The following is a 22,113-nucleotide window of genomic DNA, read 5'->3' on the forward strand; positions in this document are numbered from 1 at the left end:
CAAGGCGCGGTGACTGCCGTGCAGTCATTCTGCACAAGGGAGCCGCAACGCCGTTCCCACGCAAAAGCGGCCGAGCCCCTGCATTCAATTGGTTGTGGGGTTGGTGCCCCAGGTTCCCCGATTCTGCGTTGCGCCGCTTGCCGGTAGAACCACTACCGGCTGCGCGCCGCGCCTTGTCTCGGAAAACCTGGGGCACCAACGCGAACGCGTTCATTGATCAGTGTTTCCCTGGGAAGGCTTCGGCCCGCATTCTCCGACCGATCGAATGGCTCCATGGAGCGGCCTGTGGCTATTTCCCTGTTTGGTTCTATGTTAATGCACCATTCAGGAAAGCCCTGCTAACGTTTGCATCAAGACGGGGCGACGACCCCGCCCAGGAACTTGAACGAGGAGACTACAATAATGAAAACCAAGCTGTTCGTGCTGGCCGGTATTGCCGGCAGTGTCCTGATGCTGTCCAGTGCGGCCCAGGCCGCCGATATCCAGGCGGGTCAGTCCAAGTACCAGAACACCTGTGCCAGCTGTCACGGTGCCCAGGGCAAGGGGCAGGCGATCTTCCCGGCCTTGGCCGGCAAGGACGCGGACACCGTGGCCAGCCTGCTGGAGCGCTATCGCGCCGGCGAGGAAGTCGGTGATCATACCGCGCTGATGCGTCCGCAGGCCCAGGGCCTGAGCGACGACGACATCGCCAACCTGTCCAACTACATCGCGACCGAGTTCAACTGATCCGGGCGCCTTGGTAGAGGCAAGCGAAGGCAGCAAACGGGCCGGGGGTTTCCCCGGCCCGTTTGCGTTGGAGTGCCGCCCGCTGCGACCACTGGCTTTTGCCTGGCATCCTGGCATCCGGTAAAGTTCGGCGATTCCGAGAGCACGGTCGACGGTCGGCCCTGCTTCACCAGCGATCCCTGCGAGGCTTTCCATGGCACAACCCGATTTCATCGCTCCGTCCATCCTCTCCGCCGACTTCGCCCGCCTGGGCGAGGAAGTCGACAACGTCCTGGCGGCCGGTGCCGACACCGTGCACTTCGACGTGATGGACAACCACTACGTGCCCAATCTGACGATCGGTCCGCTGGTCTGCGATGCCCTGCGCAAGCACGGCGTGACCGCGCCGATCGACGTGCACCTGATGGTCAAGCCGGTGGATCGCATCATCCCGGACTTCGCCCAGGCCGGTGCCAGTTACATCACCTTCCATCCGGAGGCCTCCGATCACATCGACCGCACCCTGCAGCTGATCCACGCCGAGGGCTGCAAGGCCGGGTTGGTGTTCAATCCGGCAACCCCGCTGTCCTATCTCGAGTACGTGATGGACAAGGTCGACATGATCCTGCTGATGTCGGTGAACCCGGGCTTTGGTGGCCAGAAGTTCATCCCGAATACGCTGGACAAGCTGCGCGCCGCGCGCAAGATGATCGATGACTCCGGGCGTGATATCCGCCTCGAGATCGACGGTGGCGTGAAGGCCGACAATATCCGCGAGATCAAGGCCGCCGGTGCCGATACCTTTGTGGCCGGGTCCGCGATCTTCGGCGCCGGCAGCGACACCGACCCGAACCGCTACGACAGCATCATCCAGCAGATGCGCGACGAGCTGGCCAAGGCCTGAATCGACGGTTACCGGAGACCGGGATGTCCCTGAAACGCCCCCGCATGATCCTGATCGACCTGGACGGCACGCTGATTGACAGTGTGCCGGACCTGGCCTTTAGCGTGGATGCGATGATGCGCGAGCTGGGCCTGCCCGAACGCGGCGAGCCGGCCGTGCGCAACTGGGTCGGCAACGGCGTGGAACGGCTGGTCCAGCGTGCGCTGGTCAACGACCTCGACGGCGAGCCGGACGCGGAGCAGTTCGCACGTGCGCTGCCCGTGTTCATGCGTATCTACCAGGAGAACACCGCCGGGCGTTCGCCGCTTTACCCGGGCGTGCGCGAGGGGCTGGACCAGCTCAAGGCCGCGGGCTACCGCCTGGGCTGCGTGACCAACAAGGCCGAGCGCTTCACCGTGCCGCTGCTGCGCGAGAAGGGCATCCTCGACGACTTCGAGATCGTGGTCGCCGGCGACGCCCTGCCGCAGAAGAAGCCGGATCCGGCGCCGCTGCTGCACGCGGCCGACAAGCTCGGCGTGGATCCGTCCGAGGCGCTGATGGTCGGGGACTCGAAGAGCGACGTTAAGGCCGCGCGCGCGGCCGGCTTCCAGATCGTCTGCATGACCTACGGCTACAACCACGGCAAGGATATCCGCGACGAGCACCCGGACGCGGTGCTCGATCGGCTGGACGAGCTGCCGGACCTGCTGCCCGCCCGGGCGGCGTGATCCGTGATGTCGGCAACGGACCGGACAACGGGGCGATGGCGAGACGGCGAATGAAACGCCGCGCCATCCATCCCCTTTGTCTGGAACCGTTGTGATGACCCCCGAACAGTTCGATCAGCTGGCCCGCGAGGGCTATAACCGCATCCCGTTGGTGCGCGAGGTCCTGGCGGACCTCGAGACCCCGCTGTCCATCTTCCTCAAGCTGGCCAACCGGCCGTATTCCTACCTGTTCGAGTCCGTGCAGGGCGGGGAGCGCTGGGGGCGGTATTCCTTCATCGGCCTGCCGGCGCGCACCCGGGTGCGCGTGCATGGCCACGACATCACCGTGGAGACCGACGGCGCGGTGATGGAGCAGACCACCGAGACGGACCCGCTGGCCTGGATCGAGGCCTATCAGGCGCGCTTCAAGGCCGCGGAGCTGCCGGGGCTTCCACGCTTCACCGGTGGCCTGGTCGGCTATTTCGGGTTCGAGACCGTGCGCCTGATCGAGCCGCGCCTGGAGGGGCCGGAGAAGCCGGATGCCCTGGGGTTGCCGGATATCCTGCTGATGGTCTCCGAGGAGGTCGTGGTCTACGACAACCTCTCCGGGCGGCTGTATCTGGTGGTCCATGCGGATACGACCCAGGCCGGTGGCCAGGCCGTGGCCGCCGCCCGCCTGGACGAGCTGGAGACCCGCCTGGGCGAGCCGCTGGTACCGCCGGAGGATCCGCCGCATCCACACGCGGTGCCGGAGTATGTGTCCGGCTGGTCGGCCGAGGGCTATCAGGCCGCCGTCAAGCGGGCGCAGGAATACATCATGGACGGCGACGTGATGCAGGTGGTGCTGGCACAGCGTATGAGCGTGCCGTTCTCCGCACCGCCGCTGAACCTCTACCGTGCCCTGCGGGCGCTGAACCCGTCGCCCTACATGTACTACCTCGACCTGGACGATCACCACGTGGTCGGTGCGTCGCCGGAGATCCTGGTGCGCCTGGAGGACGACTGCGTGACGGTGCGTCCGATCGCCGGCACCCGCCCGCGTGGGCGTACCGAGGCGGAAGATCGCGCGCTGGAGGCCGAACTGCTGGCGGATCCAAAGGAGCGTGCCGAGCACCTGATGCTGATCGATCTGGGGCGCAACGACGTCGGCCGGGTCTGCGAGATCGGCTCGGTGGAGGTGACTGACACCATGAGTATCGAGCGCTACTCGCATGTGATGCACATCGTCTCCAACGTGGAGGGGCGGCTGGCCCCGGGCCACTCGCCGATGGATGTCCTGCGTGCGACCTTCCCGGCCGGGACCGTCTCGGGGGCACCGAAGATCCGCGCGTTGGAGATTATCGACGAGCTGGAACCGGTCAAGCGCGGGCCCTACTCCGGTGCGGTGGGGTACCTCTCGTGGTCGGGCAATATGGACACCGCGATCGCGATCCGCACCGCCGTGCTGCACGACGGCGAGTTGCACATCCAGGCCGGGGCCGGTGTAGTCCACGACTCGGTGCCGGAAAACGAGTGGCAGGAGACCCTGAACAAGGGGCGCGCGGTGGTGCGTGCGGCCGAGACTGCCCTGGGTGGTCTGGGGCCCCGGCGCCACCGCGACTGAGGGCCGGTCATGCGGTGCGGTGGCCTTCGCATCCTGTTGCTGGTGCTCGGGCTCTGGCTGTTGCCGGGGCTGGCGGCGGCGCAGATCGTGGTGCTGGTACCCGGGGGCTGGGATCGCGGCGACGGTTTTCGCCAGGCCGGGTTCACCGCGGCCCTGAACGCCGCCGGCTATGCCGATGGCGGGCGTGCCCGTGCAAACGTGGGCGCTGCGCACTTCGAGCGAGCTCCCGACCCCGCCGCACGCCAGTTCTATACCGTGGATCTGCCGACCGCTGTGGCTCCACCGGAACGGGCGCGGGCGCTCGGCCAGGTGGTCGATGGTCTGACCCGGCGCCACCCCGGCCGCGAGCTGGTGCTGGTCGGGCATTCCACCGGCGGGGTCGTGGCGCGCGAGCTGCTGGTGCGTCAGCCGCACCCGGCCATCTCCACCCTGGTGACCTTCTCCGCGCCGCATGCGGGGGGCGGCTGGTCCGCGCTGGCGCGTTCGGTGACGGATGCGCTGGCCGATTCCCCGCTGGGGCTGTACGCCCCGTTCGCCGGAATGCAGGGGCTGCACCGGCGCGAGGGGCTGTGGGGGCCGGAGGGCGGCTCGCCGGATGCGACGCACCTGGAGTGGCTGAACACGCGGGAGCATCCGCCCATCCGCTATGTATCGGTGGTGCGGCTGGCCGACCCATGGGTGGATGCCGCCAGTCAGGACATGAACCGTCTCCCGGCCTTGCGCGGACGGGCGCATACCCTGCCCAGCCCTGGCGGGCACCGGTTGGAGGCCGCCGACGGCACCCTGCTGGTGGCGCTATTGCTGCCCCGATGAAGGCGCACGGTTTCGCCAGCGCGATTGCGGTTGCGGCGCAACCACTCGGGACCCGGGGTATGCTTGGTCCCTGCCTGGGTGCGCATGACCTCGGTTCTATTCGTCTGTCCGTTTCTTTCGGTCTCCAGGGACGTTCGCCATGATCCTGATGCTCGACAACTACGACTCGTTCACCTTCAACCTGGTCCAGTACCTGGGCGAGCTGGGGGCGGAGGTGGTGGTGCACCGCAACGACTGCATCACCCCGGAACAGATTGCGGAGCTCGACCCCGCCGGTATCGTGATCTCCCCCGGCCCCTGCACGCCGAACGAGGCGGGGGTGTCGTTGGAGGTGATCCGGCGCTTTGCCGGCGAGATCCCGATCCTCGGGGTCTGTCTCGGCCACCAGGCGATCGGCCAGGTCTTTGGTGGCCGTGTGGTGCGGGCGCGCGAGATCATGCACGGCAAGACCTCGCCGGTGCATCACACCGGGGTCGGGGTGTTCGCCGGGCTCGAGAATCCGCTGGAGGCCACGCGCTACCACTCCCTGGTGGTCGAAGCCGCGAGCCTGCCGGATTGTCTGGAGGTGACCGCCTGGACCCAGCGCGAAGACGGCTCGCGCGACGAGATCATGGGCCTGCGTCATCGCGAGCTGGATGTCGAGGGCGTGCAGTTTCACCCGGAATCCATCCTGACCCGCCAGGGGCACGAACTGCTCGGCAACTTCCTGAGTCGCCTGCCCCAGCCGGCGTGAAGCGCAGGTCAATAGACACCTCTCCACGCGGCGCTCACTGCTTGTTCTGGACGGCAGGTGGGGTTCGCCTGGCCGCGCCTGCTGGCGGTATTGCGGCTCGCACCGCTCGCGCGGCGGCCTCTCGCGGGTCGTGCCCGGCTGGTGTTCACTCTCGATTCCGGCGCGCATGCCTCGCTTGAGGGGCGCCGCCACGGAACGCCGGACGCGGCTGCGCTTCGCCCTGCTGGTGGCGCCGCTGTCCATGCTGGCGCCGTTCTCGCTGGATACCTATCTGCCCTCGTTTCCGGCGATGGCCGAGGCCCTGGCCGTCGATGGCGTGGCGATGCAGGCGACGCTGTCCGCCTATCTGGTCGCGTTCGCCGTTGCCACCCTGATTGCCGGCCCGCTGTCGGATGCCTATGGCCGGCGCCCGGTGGTGTTGTGGGCCCTGCTGGCCTACGTGCTGACCTCGGCGCTGCTGGTGTTCGCGATGGAGTACTGGCAGGTGCTGGCGTTGCGCATGGGGCAGGGGCTGGCGGCGGCGGCCGGGGTGGTGGTCGGGCGAGCGCTGATCCGCGATCGCTTTGATCCCACCGACGCGCGGCGGGTTTTCGCGCTGGTCACCATGATGTTCGCGATCGGGCCGGCCGCCGCGCCGATCATCGGCGGCTGGTTGCAGGCGGCGTTTGGCTGGCGTTCGGTGTTCGCCTTCCTGACACTCTACGGCGTCTTCCTGCTATTGGCGGTGCGCGCCTGGATGCCGGAGACCCTGCCGCCGGTCGGCCGCGTCTCCAGTCACCCGCGTCCGGTCATCCGGGGCTACCTGGGCACGCTGCACAACCCGGCGTTCCTGTTCCCGGTCGCGGTCCATGCGGGGATGTTCGGGGCGATGTTCCTGTTCATTGCCGCGTCCCCGACCATCATCTACGAGCACCTGCAAGGCGGGGAACAGGACTTCTGGTGGTTGTTCGGGCCGCTGGTCGCCGGGCTGGTGGTGGGCGGCTTCGTCGCCGGGCGCGTGGCCGGGGTGGTGAGCCCGCAGCGGGCCGTGGCGATCGGGCTCGGGCTGTCTGGGCTGTCGCTGGCGCTGGTGGGCCTGGCGGTGCTGGCCGACGGTCCGGTGGTCGCGATCACCCTGCCATTCGCGCTGTACAGCTTTGCCCTGGCCACCGCGATGCCGTCCCTGACCCTGTTGGCGCTGGACTGTTACCCGGGCGCGCGCGGCATGGCCGCGGCCATGCAGGCCTTCGTGCAACTGGGCTTCAGTGCGTTGCTGGCGCTGTTCCTGGTCGACTGGCTGGACGATGCCATGGGGCGTCTGGTCCTCGCGGCGTTGCTGCTCTGGGCCCTGGCACTGGCCGCCTGGCTGGTCGCGCCGGGCGGTGGTCGTGCGGGCACCGCGCGGACGTTACACTAGCCGCTTCGATTTTCCGCAGGAGCAAGCCCGTGACCGTGCAGCAAGCGATAGCGGCCCTCATCGAGCGCCGCGACCTGGACGAGGCGACCATGACCGCCGTGATGCAGGCGGTGATGACCGGCGAGGCCACGGATGCCCAGATTGGCGCGTTCCTGGTGGCCCTGCGCATGAAGGGCGAGACCATCGAGGAGATCCGCGCGGCTGCCGGCGTGATGCGCTCGCTGGCCACGCGCGTGGATGTGCCGCGTACCGGGCTGGTGGATACCTGCGGAACCGGCGGCGATGCCTCGGGCACCTTCAATATCTCCACCGCCGCGGCGCTGGTGGCGGCGGCGGGCGGCGTGCGGGTCGCCAAGCACGGCAATCGCTCGGTGTCGTCGAAATCCGGCAGTGCCGACGTGCTGGAATCGCTGGGGATCTCGCTGGGCCTGTCGCCGGCGGCGGTGGGGACCTGCATCGACGAGGTCGGTGTTGGCTTCCTGTTCGCTCCCGCCCACCACGGCGCGATGAAACACGCGATCGGTCCGCGCAAGGAACTCGGCGTGCGTACGCTGTTCAATGTGCTGGGACCGCTGACCAACCCCGCCGGGGCGCCGAATCAGGTACTCGGCGTGTTTTCCCAGGATTGGGTGCGCCCGTTGGCCGAGGCCCTGAAGGGGCTCGGTAGCGAGCACGTCCTGGTGGTGCATGCCGAGGATGGTCTGGACGAGATCAGCATCGCCTCGCCGACCCGGGTGGCGGAGCTGCAGGATGGCGAGATCCGCGAATACACCATCCGTCCGGAGGATTTCGGGCTGACCACCACCGCGCTGGATGCGGTGCGGGTCGACAGCGTGGAGGCCTCGGCCAGCATGCTGCGCGGCGTGCTGGACGGACAGGCGGGTGCGGCACGCGACATCGTGCTGCTGAATGCCGGGGCGGCGATCTACGCCGGTGGCGGGGCGGACACACTCGCAGCGGGGATCAAGGCCGCCGCCCGGGCGATCGATTCCGGCGCGGCGCGCGAACGGCTGGAGCGCCTGCAAGCGACCAGCGCAAGACTGGCAAACAAGGAAGCACAATGAGTGAAGGCAACGCAGTACCCGACATCCTGCAGCGCATCCTGGAGCGCAAGCGCGAGGAGCTGAAGGAACGCGAGGTGTACTGGCCACTGCGCGAGTTGCGCGGCTGGATGGGGTCCGCCCCGGCACCGCGCGGTTTTCGCGCGGCCCTGCAGCGCGATATCGACGCCGGGCGCCCTGCGGTGATCGCGGAGATCAAGAAGGCCAGCCCGAGCCAGGGCCAGATCAGCCCGAACTTCAACCCCGAGGCGTTTGCGCGCAGCTACGAGGAGCATGGTGCGACCTGTCTGTCGGTGCTGACCGACGTGGACTTCTTCAAGGGGCGCGACGGCGACCTGCGCGACGCGCGTGTGGCCTGCACGATCCCGATCCTGCGCAAGGATTTCGTGATTGATCTCTACCAGGTCTACGAGGCCCGTGTACTCGGCGCGGATTGCGTGCTGCTGATCGCGGCGGCGCTGGATGACACGGCGCTGCACGAGCTCTTCTTCCTGACCCGCGAGCTGGGCATGGATGCCCTGGTGGAGGTACATGACGCCGAGGAGCTGGAGCGGGCCAAGCGCATCGGGGCCGACCTGATCGGCATCAACAACCGCGACCTGCACAGCTTCGAGACGCGGCTGGAGACGACGCTGGAGTTGAAGGATCAGGTGCCGGAGGAGGCCCTGCTGGTGACCGAGAGCGGCATCCACACGCGCGAGGATGTCGCCCGCATGCAGGCGGCGGGGGTGAATGCCTTTCTGGTGGGCGAGGCCTTCATGCGCACCGAGGACCCGGGCGCGGCCCTGGGCCGGCTGTTCCGCGGCGAATAACGGCCCCGCGGGCCCGACCCGGGCGGGCTCGCGTCAGCGGGTGCCGAACACCACGATGGTCTTGCCGTGGGCGGTGATCAGGCCGCGTTCTTCCAGATCCTTCAGCACGCGTCCGGCCATCTCGCGCGAGCAGCCCACGATACGCGCGATCTCCTGCCGGGTGATGCGCAGCTGCATGCCGTCGGGGTGGGTCATCGCGTCGGGCTGCTGGGCCAGGTCCAGCAGGGTGTGGGCGATGCGTCCGGTGACATCCACGAATGCGAGGTCCATCACCTTGCGCGAGGTCTGACGCAGGCGGGCCGCGATCTGGCTGGTGAGCAGCATCAGGATCTCGGGGTCGCGCTGGGCGATCTCGCGGAACTGGGTGTAGGGGATCTCCGCGGTCTCGGTGTCCTCGCGGGTGGTGACAGTCGCGCTGCGCGGGTCGTCCTCGAACATGCCCAGCTCGCCGAAAAACTCGCCCTTGTTCAGGTAGGCAAGTACCAGCTCATGTCCGTTGTTCTCGCCCAGTACCGAGACCGAACCACTGACCACGTAATACAGTGTGTCGGGTACGGTGCCCGAGTGAATGATCGTGGTGCGCTTGCGGTACTGGCGCCGGTGGCAGTAGCCGAGGAAACGCTCCAGCGCGGGCGACGGCTGCGCCGGGCGGTAAATGAACGGGTTGTTCAAGGCTTCCATGGTCACGTCCGATATCAGCTTCCTGAAGATGAGCGCCAGTGTAATGCAGCATCCGTGCCCTGCACCCCGGGGTAACTGGCACCGTTCACAAAATCCGCCGGCAGGGCCCTGTTTTGTGCAGCAGGTCCGCCCTGAGTAGAGTTCTACCCGAGTATAGGCGTGGATTTCTCCATCCAACAGTGTGAAAGGACAAGCCCGATGATTCCCGTGTTGCAGAGTGATACATTCCTGATAGGGTGTCAGCATGGAACTTTTCTTTAGCACCGCGAAGTTCAGGCTCAACGGTCATAGCTACACCGGCTTTCCGATTCTCATCACGGAGGAAGGCAAGGTGGTCAGTGAGGCTCTCGACTTCTGTATCACCTACCTGATCAAGCGTGGGCGCGTTCAGAGCCCGAAGTCCTGGGTGACATACGGCAAAGCGCTCTACCAGTTCCTTGGTTGGTGTGAAGCCAATGCCATCGATTGGCGCGACGTTGGCAATGATCGGGAATCCACGATACTGGCCGAGTTCAGGGACTGGAATCTGAGTTCGGAGGGCGGCAGCCTATCTGCCGTCACCATCAATGCCCGGCTGAGGCTGCTGTGTGCGTTCTATCGGCATGCCGTGAACAAGGGTTGGATCGAAACCGTCCCGTACGACATCGAGACCGTCACGGTCAGGCAGCCCAAGGGGTTTCTTGCGCATGTAGACGCCAGTGGCGGCGAGCGCTCTAGCGCCGACGTCATGCTCAAGACGCCGCGGACCGTCATCAAGGTGCTGAGCAAATACCAGTCGCGGGAACTGCTCGACGCGATCAAGAACCCCTCGCACCGCCTGATGGTGCGATTGGCGCTCACTACGGGCCTGCGCCGTGAGGAGCTGGCGAGCTTTCCGCTGAAGTATGTTGTCAACCCGGTCTCCTATACCAAGCATCGCTCGTTTATCCGGGTCAATCTCGATCCGAGAGACATGGTGATCAAGCGCCATCAGCCCCGAGGCATCGATGTGCCGAGAACGGTCATGGAAGACCTCTGGCAGTACGTCATCGGGGAGCGTCACCGTCTGGAAAGCATTTCCGGGGAAGCCCAGCCCACGCTGTTTCTAACGGCTGATGGCTGGCCGTATGCGAATGACGGCGCGACGATCCTGGGCATCGTGAAGAAGGCGGGCGCTGCGGCGGGCATTCCCTACGTCAATGTCCACGTACTGCGGCACACCTACGCCACGCATACGCTGTACGCAATGATGCAGGCCAAGGCCCAGACGCATGCCTTGATGTACGTGCGCGATCGCCTGGGCCACGCCTCGGTGACCACGACCGAAAAGTACCTGCACTGCTTCTCCGAACTCGAAGACGCGCTGATGAACGACTATCAGAGCGAGATTGATGTCATGAGCCGAGAGGTGGCGGATGGCTAAGAAATCGTTGCGATCCAGCGCCTCCCGACCGGATCGCGCGGACACCGACGACACACTGGACCTGGCCGCATTGCCGCCGGCGCAGACGGTCGTAAGGCTGCCGCAGAATTCGTCCGGCGCTCGCAATCTCGACTTCAGCAAATACTACGGACGCGGCTGCGATGCGGTCGTGTACGCCGCACAGCGCGTCCTGGAGCGGATGGCCCAGGCGAGCGTCGGCAGTGATGGCAAGACGTTGAGCCCAAGCACGATAGCCGGCTACTACAATAACGGCCTGGCTTCCTTTCTGCCGTTCTGCGCCACGATGGCCGCTGCGCTGGGACGCGACTTGCGGCTGGACGATCTGGACGGTGCGTTCATTGAGCATTTCGTGGCGTATCTTCGGCAATCGGACCGCAAGCTCGCGTCCCAAAAAAATCTTTACACCACTGCCAAGTCGGTGTTGGTCGCCATGGGGGAGGCGGGTTGGATCGCCAAGGGCATCTTCCCTCGCAATCCGTTTCCGCATTCCAACCGATCCCAGAAAGGCCAGTCGCCTTTGAGCGAACCCGAGCGCCGCAGCGTGCTGAAGGCCCTGCAAGCCGATATGCGGGCGATCGTACGCGGCAGCGGCCCACTGACCGGCGAGGATCTATCTGTCTGTGTGTTGGCGATTGCGGCGCGTACCGGCCTCAATCCGACCCCAGCGCTGGAACTGGTCACGGACTGCTTGCAGCCGCACCCGATCAAGGCCGAACGGTTCGTTCTGATCAGCTACAAGCGTCGCGGGAACGCAACGCACATCCAAAGCCTGCGCCGCGCCTCCGAGATCGAGGCCATGGTCACGGCCCTGCCCGATGTGGCCCGAATTATTGACCTCGTGCGCGCGCGCAACGCCGGTCCGCGCGAGGCCAGCAAGTACCCGCAGCGGTTGTTCGTCCACGAGAGCCGGCGCGGCCGGCGCGCGGGGGAAAATGTCCCTCTGACGAACCACAATCTTTACTACTGCATCGGTCAATTCCTCGATCGCCATGCATTGCAGGATGCCGACGGCAAGCCTCTCAAAATGAACCTGATGCGGCTGCGCAAGACCTTCGAGAATCGGCTGTTCTCCCTTTCCGGCCAGGACCCGTTTCTGACGGCCAAGCTCGGTAACCATTCGGTGCGGGTATCCAACGACCACTATCTGGAGGCGCCTGAGACCGCTGAACGCGACTGGCGCTTGATGGGCGAGGTCCGCACCGATGAGTTGCTGTCTCGGGGTGGCAAGGTCTCCACGTTGCCGACCGAGAACACGCCGGTCGCGCGCTGCCGGGACACGCTGCACGGCGAGCATGCGCCGAAGAATGGCGACCACTGCCAGAAGTTTCTGGCGTGTTTTCGGTGCCGGTCATTCATCGTGACCGGCGATGATCTCTACCGCGTGTACAGCCTCTACTGGATGCTGGTGCGCATGCGCGACTCCATGGGGGCCAGCCGATGGAAGCGGGTCTACGGGCATATCATCCGGATCATTGATGGAGAGATCGCCCCTCAATTCGACCACGAACTGGTGGCGATGCAGCGCCAGCGCGCCAAGGTGGACCCGCATCCCTTCTGGCGTGAACCGGATCTTCTGGAGGGGGCGGCATGAACGAAGCCGCCTTCCGCGCGGAGCAGCAAAAAGCCCTCCAGAGCGCTCAGACGGGCGCTATCGATGCCGAGGCGGTAATCACCGGCATGCGGCTGACAGACGGCAGTTGGCACGTCCTGAGCCGCTACGGCGATCCGGTCTGGACGCTGCCCGGCAGCCTCTTTGCCGCTAGCACCAAGGACAGCCAAAAGAAGCTGAACTTTGCACGGGTCCCCACCGCCTATCGGGAAACGCTGCGCGCCTGCATGGCGCGCTACATCCTGTTGGGCGTCGAGGGTCGCGTCCGGCCAAGGGGAGGCACAGTCGTAGAGTTCTTCAAGAACACACTCCAGTTCCTGGTTTGGCTGGACGACAAAGGCGTCAGCTCGCTGCGAGTGGTGACACCGCTGGTGGCACAGCAATATGTCGAGGTCCGCAGGGGAGAAAAGCTTTCGGCTAGCACCCTCCGACTGCGCTTCAGCGCAATCGAAACCCTCCATATTCTCAGCCAGCACACCGCCGATCCCATGCCCCATCCGTGGCCGGAATCATCCGCCAAGCACTTGGCGGGATTGACGGGCGACAACACCCCGCAGCGGCAGGAAAGCAAGACCGCCATCATCCCGGATGAGGTGTTGCGTACGCTGTTCCAGGCGGCCGTGGACGAGTTGGATCGAGCCGATGAGATCATCGGCTTGCAGGCGCAGATCGCGGGGTGGCAGACGCAGGGCCGAAGTCCGCGTTCCATCGACCTTCGCCTCGCCAAGCAAGGCTGGAGGGCTGGCGAGATCAACCGTGCAGCCCGTGACCTGCAAACGGCGTGCATGGTGATCATCCTGGTGACGAGTGGCATCCGTGTCTCCGAGTTGTGTTCGCTCGTAAATGGGTGTGCGTACACGAAGCAGGATGATGTAGGAGACACCTACCACTGGCTGCGTGGCGTCGCATACAAGACCGGCACGGGTCCCTGCGAGTGGTTGGTGACCGAACTCACTCACCGTGCGATTGCGGTGGCCGAACGCCTGGCGCATCCGCTGCAAGCTCGTCTGGAGCAATCGATGAGCGCTATGGGCAGGGACAATCCAAGCGACCCCGAGATCACACGACGGAGCGAACACGCCCATCGCCTTTTCCTGGTTAGGTCCAAAAAATGCCGTCGGGTCGGAACGCTCTCTGGCTCATGGGTTATCGGCCGCCTGAACGCCTTCGCCGCCGGGTGCGGACTCGACTGGCGTTTCACACCGCATCAGTTCCGGCGCACCTTTGCCGTCTATGCGGCCCATAGCGCGTTCGGCGATCTGCGCTACCTGCGAGACCACTTCAAGCATTGGTCGCTCGATATGACCAGCCTGTATGCGATGAACCGCGAGCAGGACGCTGAGCTTTACGATGAAGTCGGATCGGCAGCGTTGGACATCAAACACGACTTGTTAGAACACTGGTTGCAGCCCGACGCGATCCTCACGGGTGGTGCGGCTGAACCGATCCGGACCTTCCGCGCGAAGAACGAGGAGCTGGTGACCAAGGAGAGCCGCGCCGAGATGGCGAAGACCTTGAGCCCCCTGGTTCATGTGCGCGCGACCGGCGTGGCCTGGTGTACCGCCGACACCGGTGGCTGCAACGGTGGCCAGGGCGTCGAAAAGACACGATGCGGAGATTGTGCCAACGCGGTGATCGACGAGGCGCACAAGCCAGTCTGGCAAGGCATCTACAAACAGCAGCTCGAACTGCTTGAGCTGACCGACATTGGTCCCGGCGGCGCGGAGCGGGTCGAGCGTGATATTGCACGCTGCAAGGCTGTTCTGGCCGAGCTTGGGGCCGCAGAACAGGACCTCTCCGACACCGAAGCGGCGACAGAGGAGCGCACTGCCAATGACGACATCTGAAAAGGATGCTCAGCCCCAGTCGCGGGGCGAGCTTACTGCGAAAGCCATACGCCAGGCCATTGTTCGGATCGAGCAAGGCCGCCCGAAGGTGGTCAAGCCCGGTCGCAAGCTCTCAATCAAGTCCGTGGCGGAGGAAGCCGGGGTCAGCCGAGCCACGATCCATAACAATTACCCGGCACTCGCTGAGCGCATCCGTGAGGCCGTTAACAAGGTGGCACGGGCTCAGCGCGACGAGAAGCATGCCGCTCTGCGGGAGTTACGGGCCAAGTACACCGCCCTACGCCAAGAACTCAGTCGCTGCCGTGAACTCAACCAGGATATGGCCTCTGAGCTGGCAACCCTCACGGTCGAGAACGAGCATCTGCGCGCGATCGCGGGAAGCACAAAGGTGGCCGTTTTCCCGTCAAATAGAATCAAACCATAGGGTCTTAAACCCCCGGCCGTCGCCCCTCACCGCAAGGCTGCGCAGGAATCTCGATCGCCGCGGCACGGCTCACGCCCGAGGTACTGGTACCTGTGGATGGCCGGACTTTCCGGCGATCGTGCTCCTACATACTGGCGATGTCCTCCCGGTAGCAGTGCCCAGCGGTGGCTCGGATATTGATCGCTGGGGTCTGACACCGAGCCCACGACCACCATGACTAGGCCTCGCAGTGTGCGAACAGGTCGGCTGGAGAGGCTGCCAACGCTCGCGCAAGCCGAAGGATATTGATCAGTGCGAGGTTCCTCTGCCCTCTCTCGATTCCGCCGACATAACTTCGGGCAAGTCCGCTCTCCAGCGCCAGACGCTCCTGCGACCAACCTTTCTGGCCCCGCAATTCCGCGATCCGCTGGCCGAACCGGCGTAGCTGCTCTTTGTCGTCGGCTGTCAGTCTGTCGGACATCCGAGCGACGCTAGCCAGCAACGCACCCGCCCGCCACGTCCTATGAGTGACAATCGAGGCGTATTCTGCGTAAAGTCTCACCGGGCTCTATAAACCGGCACCCCGATGGGACAGAACGACGCTCTTAACCACCTGACTGAGGATCAGCTCTCCGAACTGATGGCTCGGTACTACCGCGGTGATCACGTCCACGACCTGATTGAGCGGTTCGGTCTCAAGTGCAGTACCAACACACTCTGGCGACAGTTCCCTGCCAAGCGGCTTGATCAACCGTGCCACGTCTGTGGTGCTCCCCTTTGGGAGGAAAGACTGCCGCGAACCAAGCACTTGGCCGGCGTGCACCCTTCGGCATCCTGTACCCACTGCGGTCACATCGAGGGGGCACCGTGCCACTGCCCCGCCTGCGAGCGTCAAAGGGCGGACGAAGCGATCAAGGCGGCCCGGCGAGAAAAAGACGAAATCGCGGGATTTTGCTTTCGCCATTGGAGTTATGAGCGGCGCCAGATCGAGCCTGGCGACTTATCGCTAAAGGCAGCGGTGGCATTGATCGCGCTGGTGCGAAGCGGCGGGTGGGATGACAAAGAGAACGTGCGTCCCTGGGGTGCGTCTGGGGCTCCCTGGACGCCGGACGCGATCCACTACCAGCGCCATCTCCTGAATACCTTGCTCGGCGAACAGCTCGTCGCCCCATTTCCCGACTCCGAAGCGTTTCCCGAGAGCACCCGCAAAGAGCGCACGTGGCGGCCCGAGCACGCGAGCTGGGTAGTTCTGCATCCCGCCCCCACTCAGTTCATACGCCAGATCATCGAAACAGCGGAGTCACAAGTTTGGCCGGAAGAATGGCGTCAGCACTGGATGGATGTGGGTCAATCCCTCGGTCACGCCGAGGGCTGGGAGTTCTGTAGCATGAGCATGGAGAGGCGGAACCTCCCCATGCCAGGGGAAACGGCTTTGAAGGAGCTCATTACCGATCTGCTTCGACACTTCTCCGTTTCACGCTGCTACCGACTCCTGTGGATGGGTGCTGCCCGCGCGACCGACGCGATGGCGCAGCGCAATCTGAACCGCAAACACGCTGCCAACTACATGATCGGGGCATGCCAACGGGCAGCGGATCGTGCTCGCGCAGAAGGCTGGGACTTGAAGGGCTTCGGTCGCAACCACGACCTGCCTCGGTCCGAGATGAGCCACGTACTCCATGACGTGTTCCTGAAACACGGCGAGGACGGCTTCTATCAGTGTGCAACCGAATGGTGAGCAGCCGATCCCCAGATACCCCTGCGGCTGAGGGCCGCGCAAGTGGGACAGCAGCGCCCCAAGGCACAAAGCACATGTACCGAAACCGGGGTAGTACCCGCCGCACGAACCGGACTGCCGAGGACGGCCCGGGGCTTATCGAAGCGCTCGCTTGACGCGAGGGCCTCGTCAGGCCTCTGGGAATCGCTAGACTGGACGCATGAAACCGTCAGCCGCACTTGAAAAACACAGGGAGGACATACGACGCATTGTCGAGCGGAATCACGGGGTGAATCCCCGTGTTTTCGGGTCTGCCCTTGACGGAACAGATACGGAGCATAGCGACCTGGACATCCTCGTAGACACCACTGAGGAAACGTCGCTCTTAGACATCGGCGCCATGCAAGTGGAGCTGATGGAGCTGCTTGGGTTGAAGGTCGACGTGCTGACGCCCGGGGCGCTGCCGGACCGGTGGAAATCAGACGTACTCAAGACGGCTCAAACGATCTGAGAGCCAAGCGTGCGGGTTTTCCGTTTAGCCAAGAAGAGAGGCAGCGCCCCGTCAATTCGCGCATCGCGTCCTGCCAGTGATGGGATTGCTACACTCGGGGCATGTGCATGTGCATGTGTTTCGTCGAATCTCCCTGCGTCGCCCCCCGGGTACGGCAGAACCGTCTGGGTTCCTTTTACAGGAGTACCGCATTGGCGTACTTGTCAGAATCCTCGTACTGGCACCCCTGCGTGTCCGCCACGAAGCGGGTCAAGCCATGATTTGGCTCCTGTTCGCGCTTGTGGTCGTGGGTGTAGCTGGCGTGATCGCCCTGGCTTTGTATCTGGAGCGCAAGGACCTCGCCTTGGCACGCCAGAGGCGCCGAACCTCCTCGGGCGATAAATCCTGACGAAAGTCAGCCTGTTCCTGTAGATAGAAAATAGCCCTCGCGAAGAGGGCTATGCCGCAAACCAGGCCGGTCCTTCATCGAACGTGTCCTGGCTTGGCTGCGCCGGACAGACCTTGGACGCAGTCTCGAATGCCCGATACCAGCGGTAGAGCGGGAACAGCGGAACTATAGCGAATCCAGCCTTTCGGTGGTAACTGAATCCACCGGGTGCGGAGGTTCACGGGGCCTGTCTTCCAACTATGGATGTTGGATCGTACTGTGTGCCAGAGGATCACACCTTGCTTCTTGCCACCCTGGCGGGCCCAAGACAAAAAGCAAGGTTGGACCGTGGATCCGCAGGGCTGCCCCCTAGGTGCGGCGTCCGACCCAAAGGGGCACGTGCCGTACGCGGTTGTCTTTCCGGTGTTCGCCGCCGGCCTTCGTTTACTGCAACAATGTTCCCATCACTGGGACTTGGTCCCGGGCATGGGAAAAAGAACAGGGGAGCAGGGCTTGAACACGGAGAATCATTCGGAGACGGCGGCGTGGATCTGGTCGGTGGCGGATCTGCTGCGGGGGGACTTCAAGCAGTCGCAGTACGGGCGGGTGATCCTGCCGTTCACGCTGCTGCGGCGGCTGGAGTGCGTGCTGGAGCCGACCAAGGACGGCGTCCTGGCTGCCGCGAAGGAGCACGAGAACAAGTCGGAGACCGTTCGCGAGCAGCTTCTTCTGCGCAAGGCGGAACAGCCATTCTTCAACACCTCGCCGCTATCGCTGGGCAGTCTGTCAGACACGCAGACGGCCGAGGACCTGATGAGCTACATCGAGTCCTTCAGCCCCCATGCCCGTGAGATCTTCGATCACTTCCACTTCGAGGACTTCGTCGAGCAGCTCGCGTCCAACAACCTGCTGTATCAGGTAGTGCAGCGCTTCGCCGCCATCGACCTGCGCCCGGCGCGCATCTCCAACTTCGGCATGGGCCTGATCTTCGAGGAGCTGATCCGCAAGTTCGCGGAAAGCTCCAACGAGACGGCGGGGGAGCACTTCACCCCGCGCGACATCGTGCACCTGACCACCTCCCTGGTGCTCACCGGGCAGGACCACAAGCTCAAGCCGCACGGCATCGTCACCGTATACGACCCGACCTGTGGCACCGGCGGCTTCCTGTCCGAAAGCGACGAATACGTCCAGCAGATCAGCCAGGACGTGACCGTGTCCCTGCACGGGCAGGAGCTGAACCCCGAGTCCTACGCCATCTGCAAGGCGGACATGCTGGTGAAGGGCCAGGACGTCGAGAACATCAAGCTCGGCAACACGCTCTCCGACGACCAGCTCGACGATCTACAGGCCGACTTCATGCTCGCCAATCCGCCGTTCGGCGTGGAGTGGAAGAAGGTCCAGAAGCAGGTCACCGACGAGCACAACCACAAGGGCTTCAACGGCCGCTTCGGCCCCGGCCTGCCACGCGTGTCCGACGGCTCGCTGCTGTTCCTGCTGCACTTGGTCAGCAAGATGCGCGACCCGCGCAAGGGTGGCTCGCGCATCGGCATCATCCTCAACGGCTCGCCGCTGTTCACCGGCGGGGCCGGCAGCGGCGAGTCCGAGATCCGGCGCTACCTGCTGCAGCACGACATCGTCGAGGCCATCATCGGCCTGCCGACGGACATGTTCTACAACACCGGCATCGCCACCTACATCTGGGTGCTGAACAACAACAAGCCGGCCGAGCGCCGTGGCCAGGCGCAACTCATCGACGCGACCGACCGCTACGCCAAGATGCGCAAGTCGCTGGGCTCCAAGCGCCAGTACATCGACGACGCCAACATCGACGCGATCGTGCGCACCTACGGCAGCCTGGAGGAGAGCGACCAGAGCAAGTTCTTCCCCAACGAGGCCTTCGGCTACCGCCGCATCACCGTCGAGCGCCCGCTGCGCCTCAACTTCCAGGCCAGCCCCGAACGCATCGAACGCATGCTGGCCGAGAAGCCGATCCAGAAGCTCGACGAGACCACCCGCCTCGGCGTGCAGGCCGCCTGCGAGCGGCTGGACGCCGACCGTGTCTATACCAACCGCGAGGCCTTCTTGAAAGACCTGAAGGCCGAGCTGAAGGATCTCGGCATCAAGCTGGGCGCCCCGGGCCTCAAGTCCATCTGGAACGCACTGAGCGAACGTGACCCCGAAGCGGACATCTGCACCGACAACAAGGGCAACTCGGAACCGGACAGCGACCTACGCGACACCGAGAACGTCCCGCTGGGCGAGCACGTCTTCGACTACTTCGAGCGCGAGGTGAAACCACACGTACCGGACGCCTGGATCGACGATAACAAGCGCGACGAGCAGGACGGCGAGATCGGCATTGTCGGCTTCGAAATCCCCTTCAACCGCCACTTCTACGTGTTCCAGCCCCCACGCCCGCTGGAGGAGATCGACGCCGACCTCAAGGCTGTCACCACCCGCATCAAGCAGATGATCGACGAGCTGTCGGCGTGAGCTTCCCGAAGTATCCCGAATACAAGGACTCCGGCGTCGAGTGGCTGGGCGAGGTGCCCAAGCATTGGCGCCTTCATAAGATCGCTTGGCATGTGCCCTTTACCGTTGGCTGGACCCCGCCATCATCTAACGAGGAATACTACGATGGGGATCACCTCTGGGTAACCATCGCGGATCTCAGAAGCCATCGAATTGGCGATACCAAAAGCAAGATTACCGATAAGGCGGTTATGGAGAAGGGTGCGCGGAAGTCCCCGGCCGGTAGCTTGTTATTTTCTTTTAAGTTGACGGTCGGTTCTGTCGCCTTTCTAGAGAAATCTGCCTACACAAATGAGGCTATTGCGGCTTTTGAGCCAAACTCCCATCTCGACCTTCGGTTCTGGGCTTACGCGGCTCCAATCTTTATCCCGAAATACGGTAGGGAAAACATTTACGGTGCTCTCCTTCTTAATCAGGAGCTGATCTCATCCGTGAGGTACGTCGCCCCTAAGATCGCTGAGCAAGAACAAATCGCCGCCTTCCTCGACCACGAGACCGGGAAGATCGATGCGCTGATCGAGGAGCAGCGGCGGCTGATCGAGCTGCTCAAAGAGAAGCGGCAAGCGGTGATCTCCCACGCCGTCACCAAGGGCCTCGACCCCAACGTGCCCATGAAGGACCCCGGTGTCGAGTGGCTGGGCGAGGTCCCGGCGCATTGGGATGTGGTTCCGCTTGGTTTGCTAGCGAGAAAAATCCAAACAGGGCCTTTTGGTAGTCAGCTTCATTCGCACGAATATGTTGAAGGCGGTGTACCGGTCATAAACCCATCCAGTATTGTCGATGGGTGCATAGTGCCGGATAAACGTTCGACAGTTGGCCGAGTTGTTGTTGAGCGCTTAAATCACCATAAACTGGTTGAGAATGAATTGGTTGTTGGTCGTCGTGGCGAGATGGGTCGGTGTGCCGTTGTCTCATGTAAAGAAGCAGGTTGGTTATGTGGAACAGGATCAATGAAGGTGTCCTTGAGTGAACGTGTTGATCCATGGTTCCTCTCGCATTTTATGCGGATACCGCTCGTGCGTGGGCTGCTTCAGTTGGAGTCTGTGGGCTCGACTATGGACAACCTTAATCCCGAGCTGCTGTCTCGTGTCAGGGTGCCGATTCCCCCAATTGCGGAACAGCGTCATTTGGTCGCTAGGATCGAAGAAAATGCGGATCAAACGAGTCGGCTTATCAATGAGGCAGTAAAGGGTAGCGAATTGCTTTTAGGACGCCGATCGTCTCTCATCTCCGCTGCGGTCACTGGCAAGATCGACGTACGCGGCTGGTCGGCCGGGGCCGAGGCGGAAGAGCCGGGGCTGGCAATGGTCGCCGAGGAGTCGGCCGGGTATTCGGCGCAAGGCGGTGCCCAATGACCCAGGGCCGCAGCATCCGCCTGTTTCTGGTCGATGGCACCCCGCACGGGCTGCTGACGGCGGAGATCATGAACTGGACCGGGCATGTGCTCACCGGGCCGCGCGGCAAGCTGAGCGAGCTGGTGCAGCGCCCGGAGTGTGGTCGCACCGGCGTCTACTTTCTGGTGGGGCCGGATGCCGAGAACAGCGTGCGCCCGCAGGTGTACATCGGCGAGTCGGATGATGTCGGCAAGCGGCTCAAGCAACACAACCGCACCGAGGATCAGGGCGGCAAGGACTTCTGGGAAAAGGTCTGCCTGATCACCAGCAAGGACCAGAACCTGACCAAGGCCCACGTGAAGGTCCTGGAGAGCCTGCTGATCCAGCAGGCCCAGCGCGTGGGCCGCTGCACCCTGATCAACGGCACCCGCCACGACTACATCGGCTTGCCCGAGGCCGACCAGGCCGACATGGCCTTCTTCCTGGAACAGATCCGCACCGTGTTGCCGGTGCTGGGCTTCGAGTTTCTGCGTGACTCCAGCCGTCCCCCATCCAAGGATGTTGTCGCAGGCCACACACCTGTATCCAGTCCGGACGAGGCCTCACCACGCTTCCGTATGGCGCTACCCAAGAACGGCATCACCGCCTACGGGCAGGAGATGGACGGCGAGTTCTTCGTCCTGGAAGGATCACAGGCTCGCGAGGCGTGGGTGGGCCCGACGCCCCACGGCTATCAGCGCCTGTTCGAGCAACTGGTGGAGGAAGGGGTGCTCGTACCGGATGGCAATGGTCCCATGCGGTTTTCACGCGACTACGCATTTTCCAGCCCCAGTGCCGCCGCTGCTATGGTGGTCGGAAGAACCGCAAATGGCCGCAAGGAATGGCAACGCGAGGACACCGGCCAAGCCTACGGCGAATGGCAGGAACAATTGGTCGCCGAAGCGGCGGAAGTAACCCCCGAAGACCCCTAAGAACG

Annotated in this window: 20 protein-coding genes; 18 read left to right on the forward strand and 2 right to left on the reverse strand. The window is 64.1% G+C overall.

The features are described 5' to 3' along the window. Positions 1–402: 402 nt before the first annotated feature. From D575_RS0106705 to trpC, 9 genes are all read left to right on the forward strand, one after another. Positions 403–726 carry a c-type cytochrome gene (locus D575_RS0106705; RefSeq protein ID WP_018145150.1) on the forward strand — a complete coding sequence of 108 codons (324 nt, stop codon included), beginning with the start codon at positions 403–405 and terminating at the stop codon, positions 724–726. Positions 727–919: 193 nt separating this feature from the next. After that, complete coding sequence (gene rpe / locus D575_RS0106710) at positions 920–1,609, forward strand: ribulose-phosphate 3-epimerase (protein WP_018145151.1); 690 nt, start codon at positions 920–922, stop codon at positions 1,607–1,609. Positions 1,610–1,632: 23 nt separating this feature from the next. Next, on the forward strand, positions 1,633–2,316 hold the full coding sequence (locus tag D575_RS0106715) for a phosphoglycolate phosphatase (protein ID WP_018145152.1): 684 nt from the start codon (positions 1,633–1,635) through the stop codon (positions 2,314–2,316). 94 nt (positions 2,317–2,410) lie between these two features. Next, on the forward strand, positions 2,411–3,898 hold the full coding sequence (trpE, locus tag D575_RS0106720; protein WP_018145153.1) for an anthranilate synthase component I: 1,488 nt from the start codon (positions 2,411–2,413) through the stop codon (positions 3,896–3,898). Positions 3,899–3,907: 9 nt separating this feature from the next. Next, complete coding sequence (locus D575_RS0106725; RefSeq protein ID WP_018145154.1) at positions 3,908–4,711, forward strand: triacylglycerol lipase; 804 nt, start codon at positions 3,908–3,910, stop codon at positions 4,709–4,711. 139 nt (positions 4,712–4,850) lie between these two features. Beyond that, on the forward strand, positions 4,851–5,444 hold the full coding sequence (locus D575_RS0106730) for an aminodeoxychorismate/anthranilate synthase component II (protein WP_018145155.1): 594 nt from the start codon (positions 4,851–4,853) through the stop codon (positions 5,442–5,444). A gap of 166 nt (positions 5,445–5,610) precedes the next feature. Further along, positions 5,611–6,840, forward strand: a complete 1,230-nt coding sequence (locus tag D575_RS0106735; RefSeq protein WP_018145156.1) for a multidrug effflux MFS transporter — start codon at positions 5,611–5,613, stop codon at positions 6,838–6,840. A 29-nt stretch (positions 6,841–6,869) separates the two neighbouring features. Further along, positions 6,870–7,904: an anthranilate phosphoribosyltransferase gene (gene trpD, locus D575_RS0106740; RefSeq protein WP_018145157.1), complete on the forward strand. Its 1,035-nt coding sequence runs from the start codon at positions 6,870–6,872 to the stop codon at positions 7,902–7,904. Further along, positions 7,901–8,713, forward strand: a complete 813-nt coding sequence (trpC, locus tag D575_RS0106745) for an indole-3-glycerol phosphate synthase TrpC (RefSeq protein WP_018145158.1) — start codon at positions 7,901–7,903, stop codon at positions 8,711–8,713. Before trpD ends, trpC begins: the two co-directional genes overlap by 4 nt. A 33-nt stretch (positions 8,714–8,746) precedes the next feature. Here trpC and crp read toward each other — a convergent pair whose 3' ends face one another. After that, entirely contained in the window at positions 8,747–9,394 is a 648-nt protein-coding gene (gene crp, locus D575_RS0106750) for a cAMP-activated global transcriptional regulator CRP (protein ID WP_018145159.1), read from the reverse strand. A 244-nt stretch (positions 9,395–9,638) separates the two neighbouring features. Between crp and D575_RS0106755 the strand changes: the two genes are divergently transcribed. Genes D575_RS0106755 through D575_RS0106770 form a run of 4 tightly spaced genes read left to right on the forward strand, consistent with a single transcriptional unit; the run spans position 9,639 to position 14,697 of the window. Beyond that, a complete protein-coding gene (locus D575_RS0106755) occupies positions 9,639–10,796 on the forward strand; it encodes a site-specific integrase (RefSeq protein WP_018145160.1) in 1,158 nt (385 codons plus the stop codon). Next, positions 10,789–12,408, forward strand: a complete 1,620-nt coding sequence (locus tag D575_RS0106760) for a hypothetical protein (RefSeq protein WP_026182075.1) — start codon at positions 10,789–10,791, stop codon at positions 12,406–12,408. The genes D575_RS0106755 and D575_RS0106760 overlap by 8 nt, the downstream gene beginning before the upstream one ends. Then, the gene (locus D575_RS0106765) at positions 12,405–14,273 is read left to right on the forward strand and encodes a tyrosine-type recombinase/integrase (protein ID WP_018145162.1); all 1,869 of its coding nucleotides are present in this window, start codon (positions 12,405–12,407) and stop codon (positions 14,271–14,273) included. Before D575_RS0106760 ends, D575_RS0106765 begins: the two co-directional genes overlap by 4 nt. Continuing rightward, complete coding sequence (locus tag D575_RS0106770) at positions 14,260–14,697, forward strand: hypothetical protein (protein WP_018145163.1); 438 nt, start codon at positions 14,260–14,262, stop codon at positions 14,695–14,697. Before D575_RS0106765 ends, D575_RS0106770 begins: the two co-directional genes overlap by 14 nt. Positions 14,698–14,914: 217 nt before the next feature. Here D575_RS0106770 and D575_RS0106775 read toward each other — a convergent pair whose 3' ends face one another. Next, positions 14,915–15,157 (reverse strand): helix-turn-helix domain-containing protein, encoded by a 243-nt coding sequence (locus D575_RS0106775; protein ID WP_018145164.1) that lies wholly within the window; start codon positions 15,155–15,157, stop codon positions 14,915–14,917. Positions 15,158–15,262: 105 nt separating this feature from the next. On the opposite strand from D575_RS0106775, the gene D575_RS0106780 reads away from it, so the two are divergent. From D575_RS0106780 to D575_RS0106805, 5 genes are all read left to right on the forward strand, one after another. Next, positions 15,263–16,414 carry a hypothetical protein gene (locus D575_RS0106780; RefSeq protein ID WP_018145165.1) on the forward strand — a complete coding sequence of 384 codons (1,152 nt, stop codon included), beginning with the start codon at positions 15,263–15,265 and terminating at the stop codon, positions 16,412–16,414. 199 nt (positions 16,415–16,613) lie between these two features. Beyond that, positions 16,614–16,904: a nucleotidyltransferase family protein gene (locus D575_RS0106785; RefSeq protein WP_026182076.1), complete on the forward strand. Its 291-nt coding sequence runs from the start codon at positions 16,614–16,616 to the stop codon at positions 16,902–16,904. A gap of 880 nt (positions 16,905–17,784) precedes the next feature. After that, on the forward strand, positions 17,785–19,764 hold the full coding sequence (locus D575_RS0106795; protein WP_018145168.1) for a class I SAM-dependent DNA methyltransferase: 1,980 nt from the start codon (positions 17,785–17,787) through the stop codon (positions 19,762–19,764). Further along, complete coding sequence (locus D575_RS0106800) at positions 19,761–21,158, forward strand: restriction endonuclease subunit S (RefSeq protein ID WP_018145169.1); 1,398 nt, start codon at positions 19,761–19,763, stop codon at positions 21,156–21,158. Before D575_RS0106795 ends, D575_RS0106800 begins: the two co-directional genes overlap by 4 nt. Continuing rightward, a complete protein-coding gene (locus D575_RS0106805) occupies positions 21,155–22,108 on the forward strand; it encodes a GIY-YIG nuclease family protein (RefSeq protein ID WP_018145170.1) in 954 nt (317 codons plus the stop codon). Before D575_RS0106800 ends, D575_RS0106805 begins: the two co-directional genes overlap by 4 nt. Positions 22,109–22,113: the final 5 nt, after the last annotated feature.

The sequence above is a fragment of the Thioalkalivibrio sp. AKL6 genome (assembly GCF_000376905.1).
In the GTDB taxonomy this organism is placed as follows: Bacteria; Pseudomonadota; Gammaproteobacteria; order Ectothiorhodospirales; family Ectothiorhodospiraceae; genus Thioalkalivibrio; species Thioalkalivibrio versutus.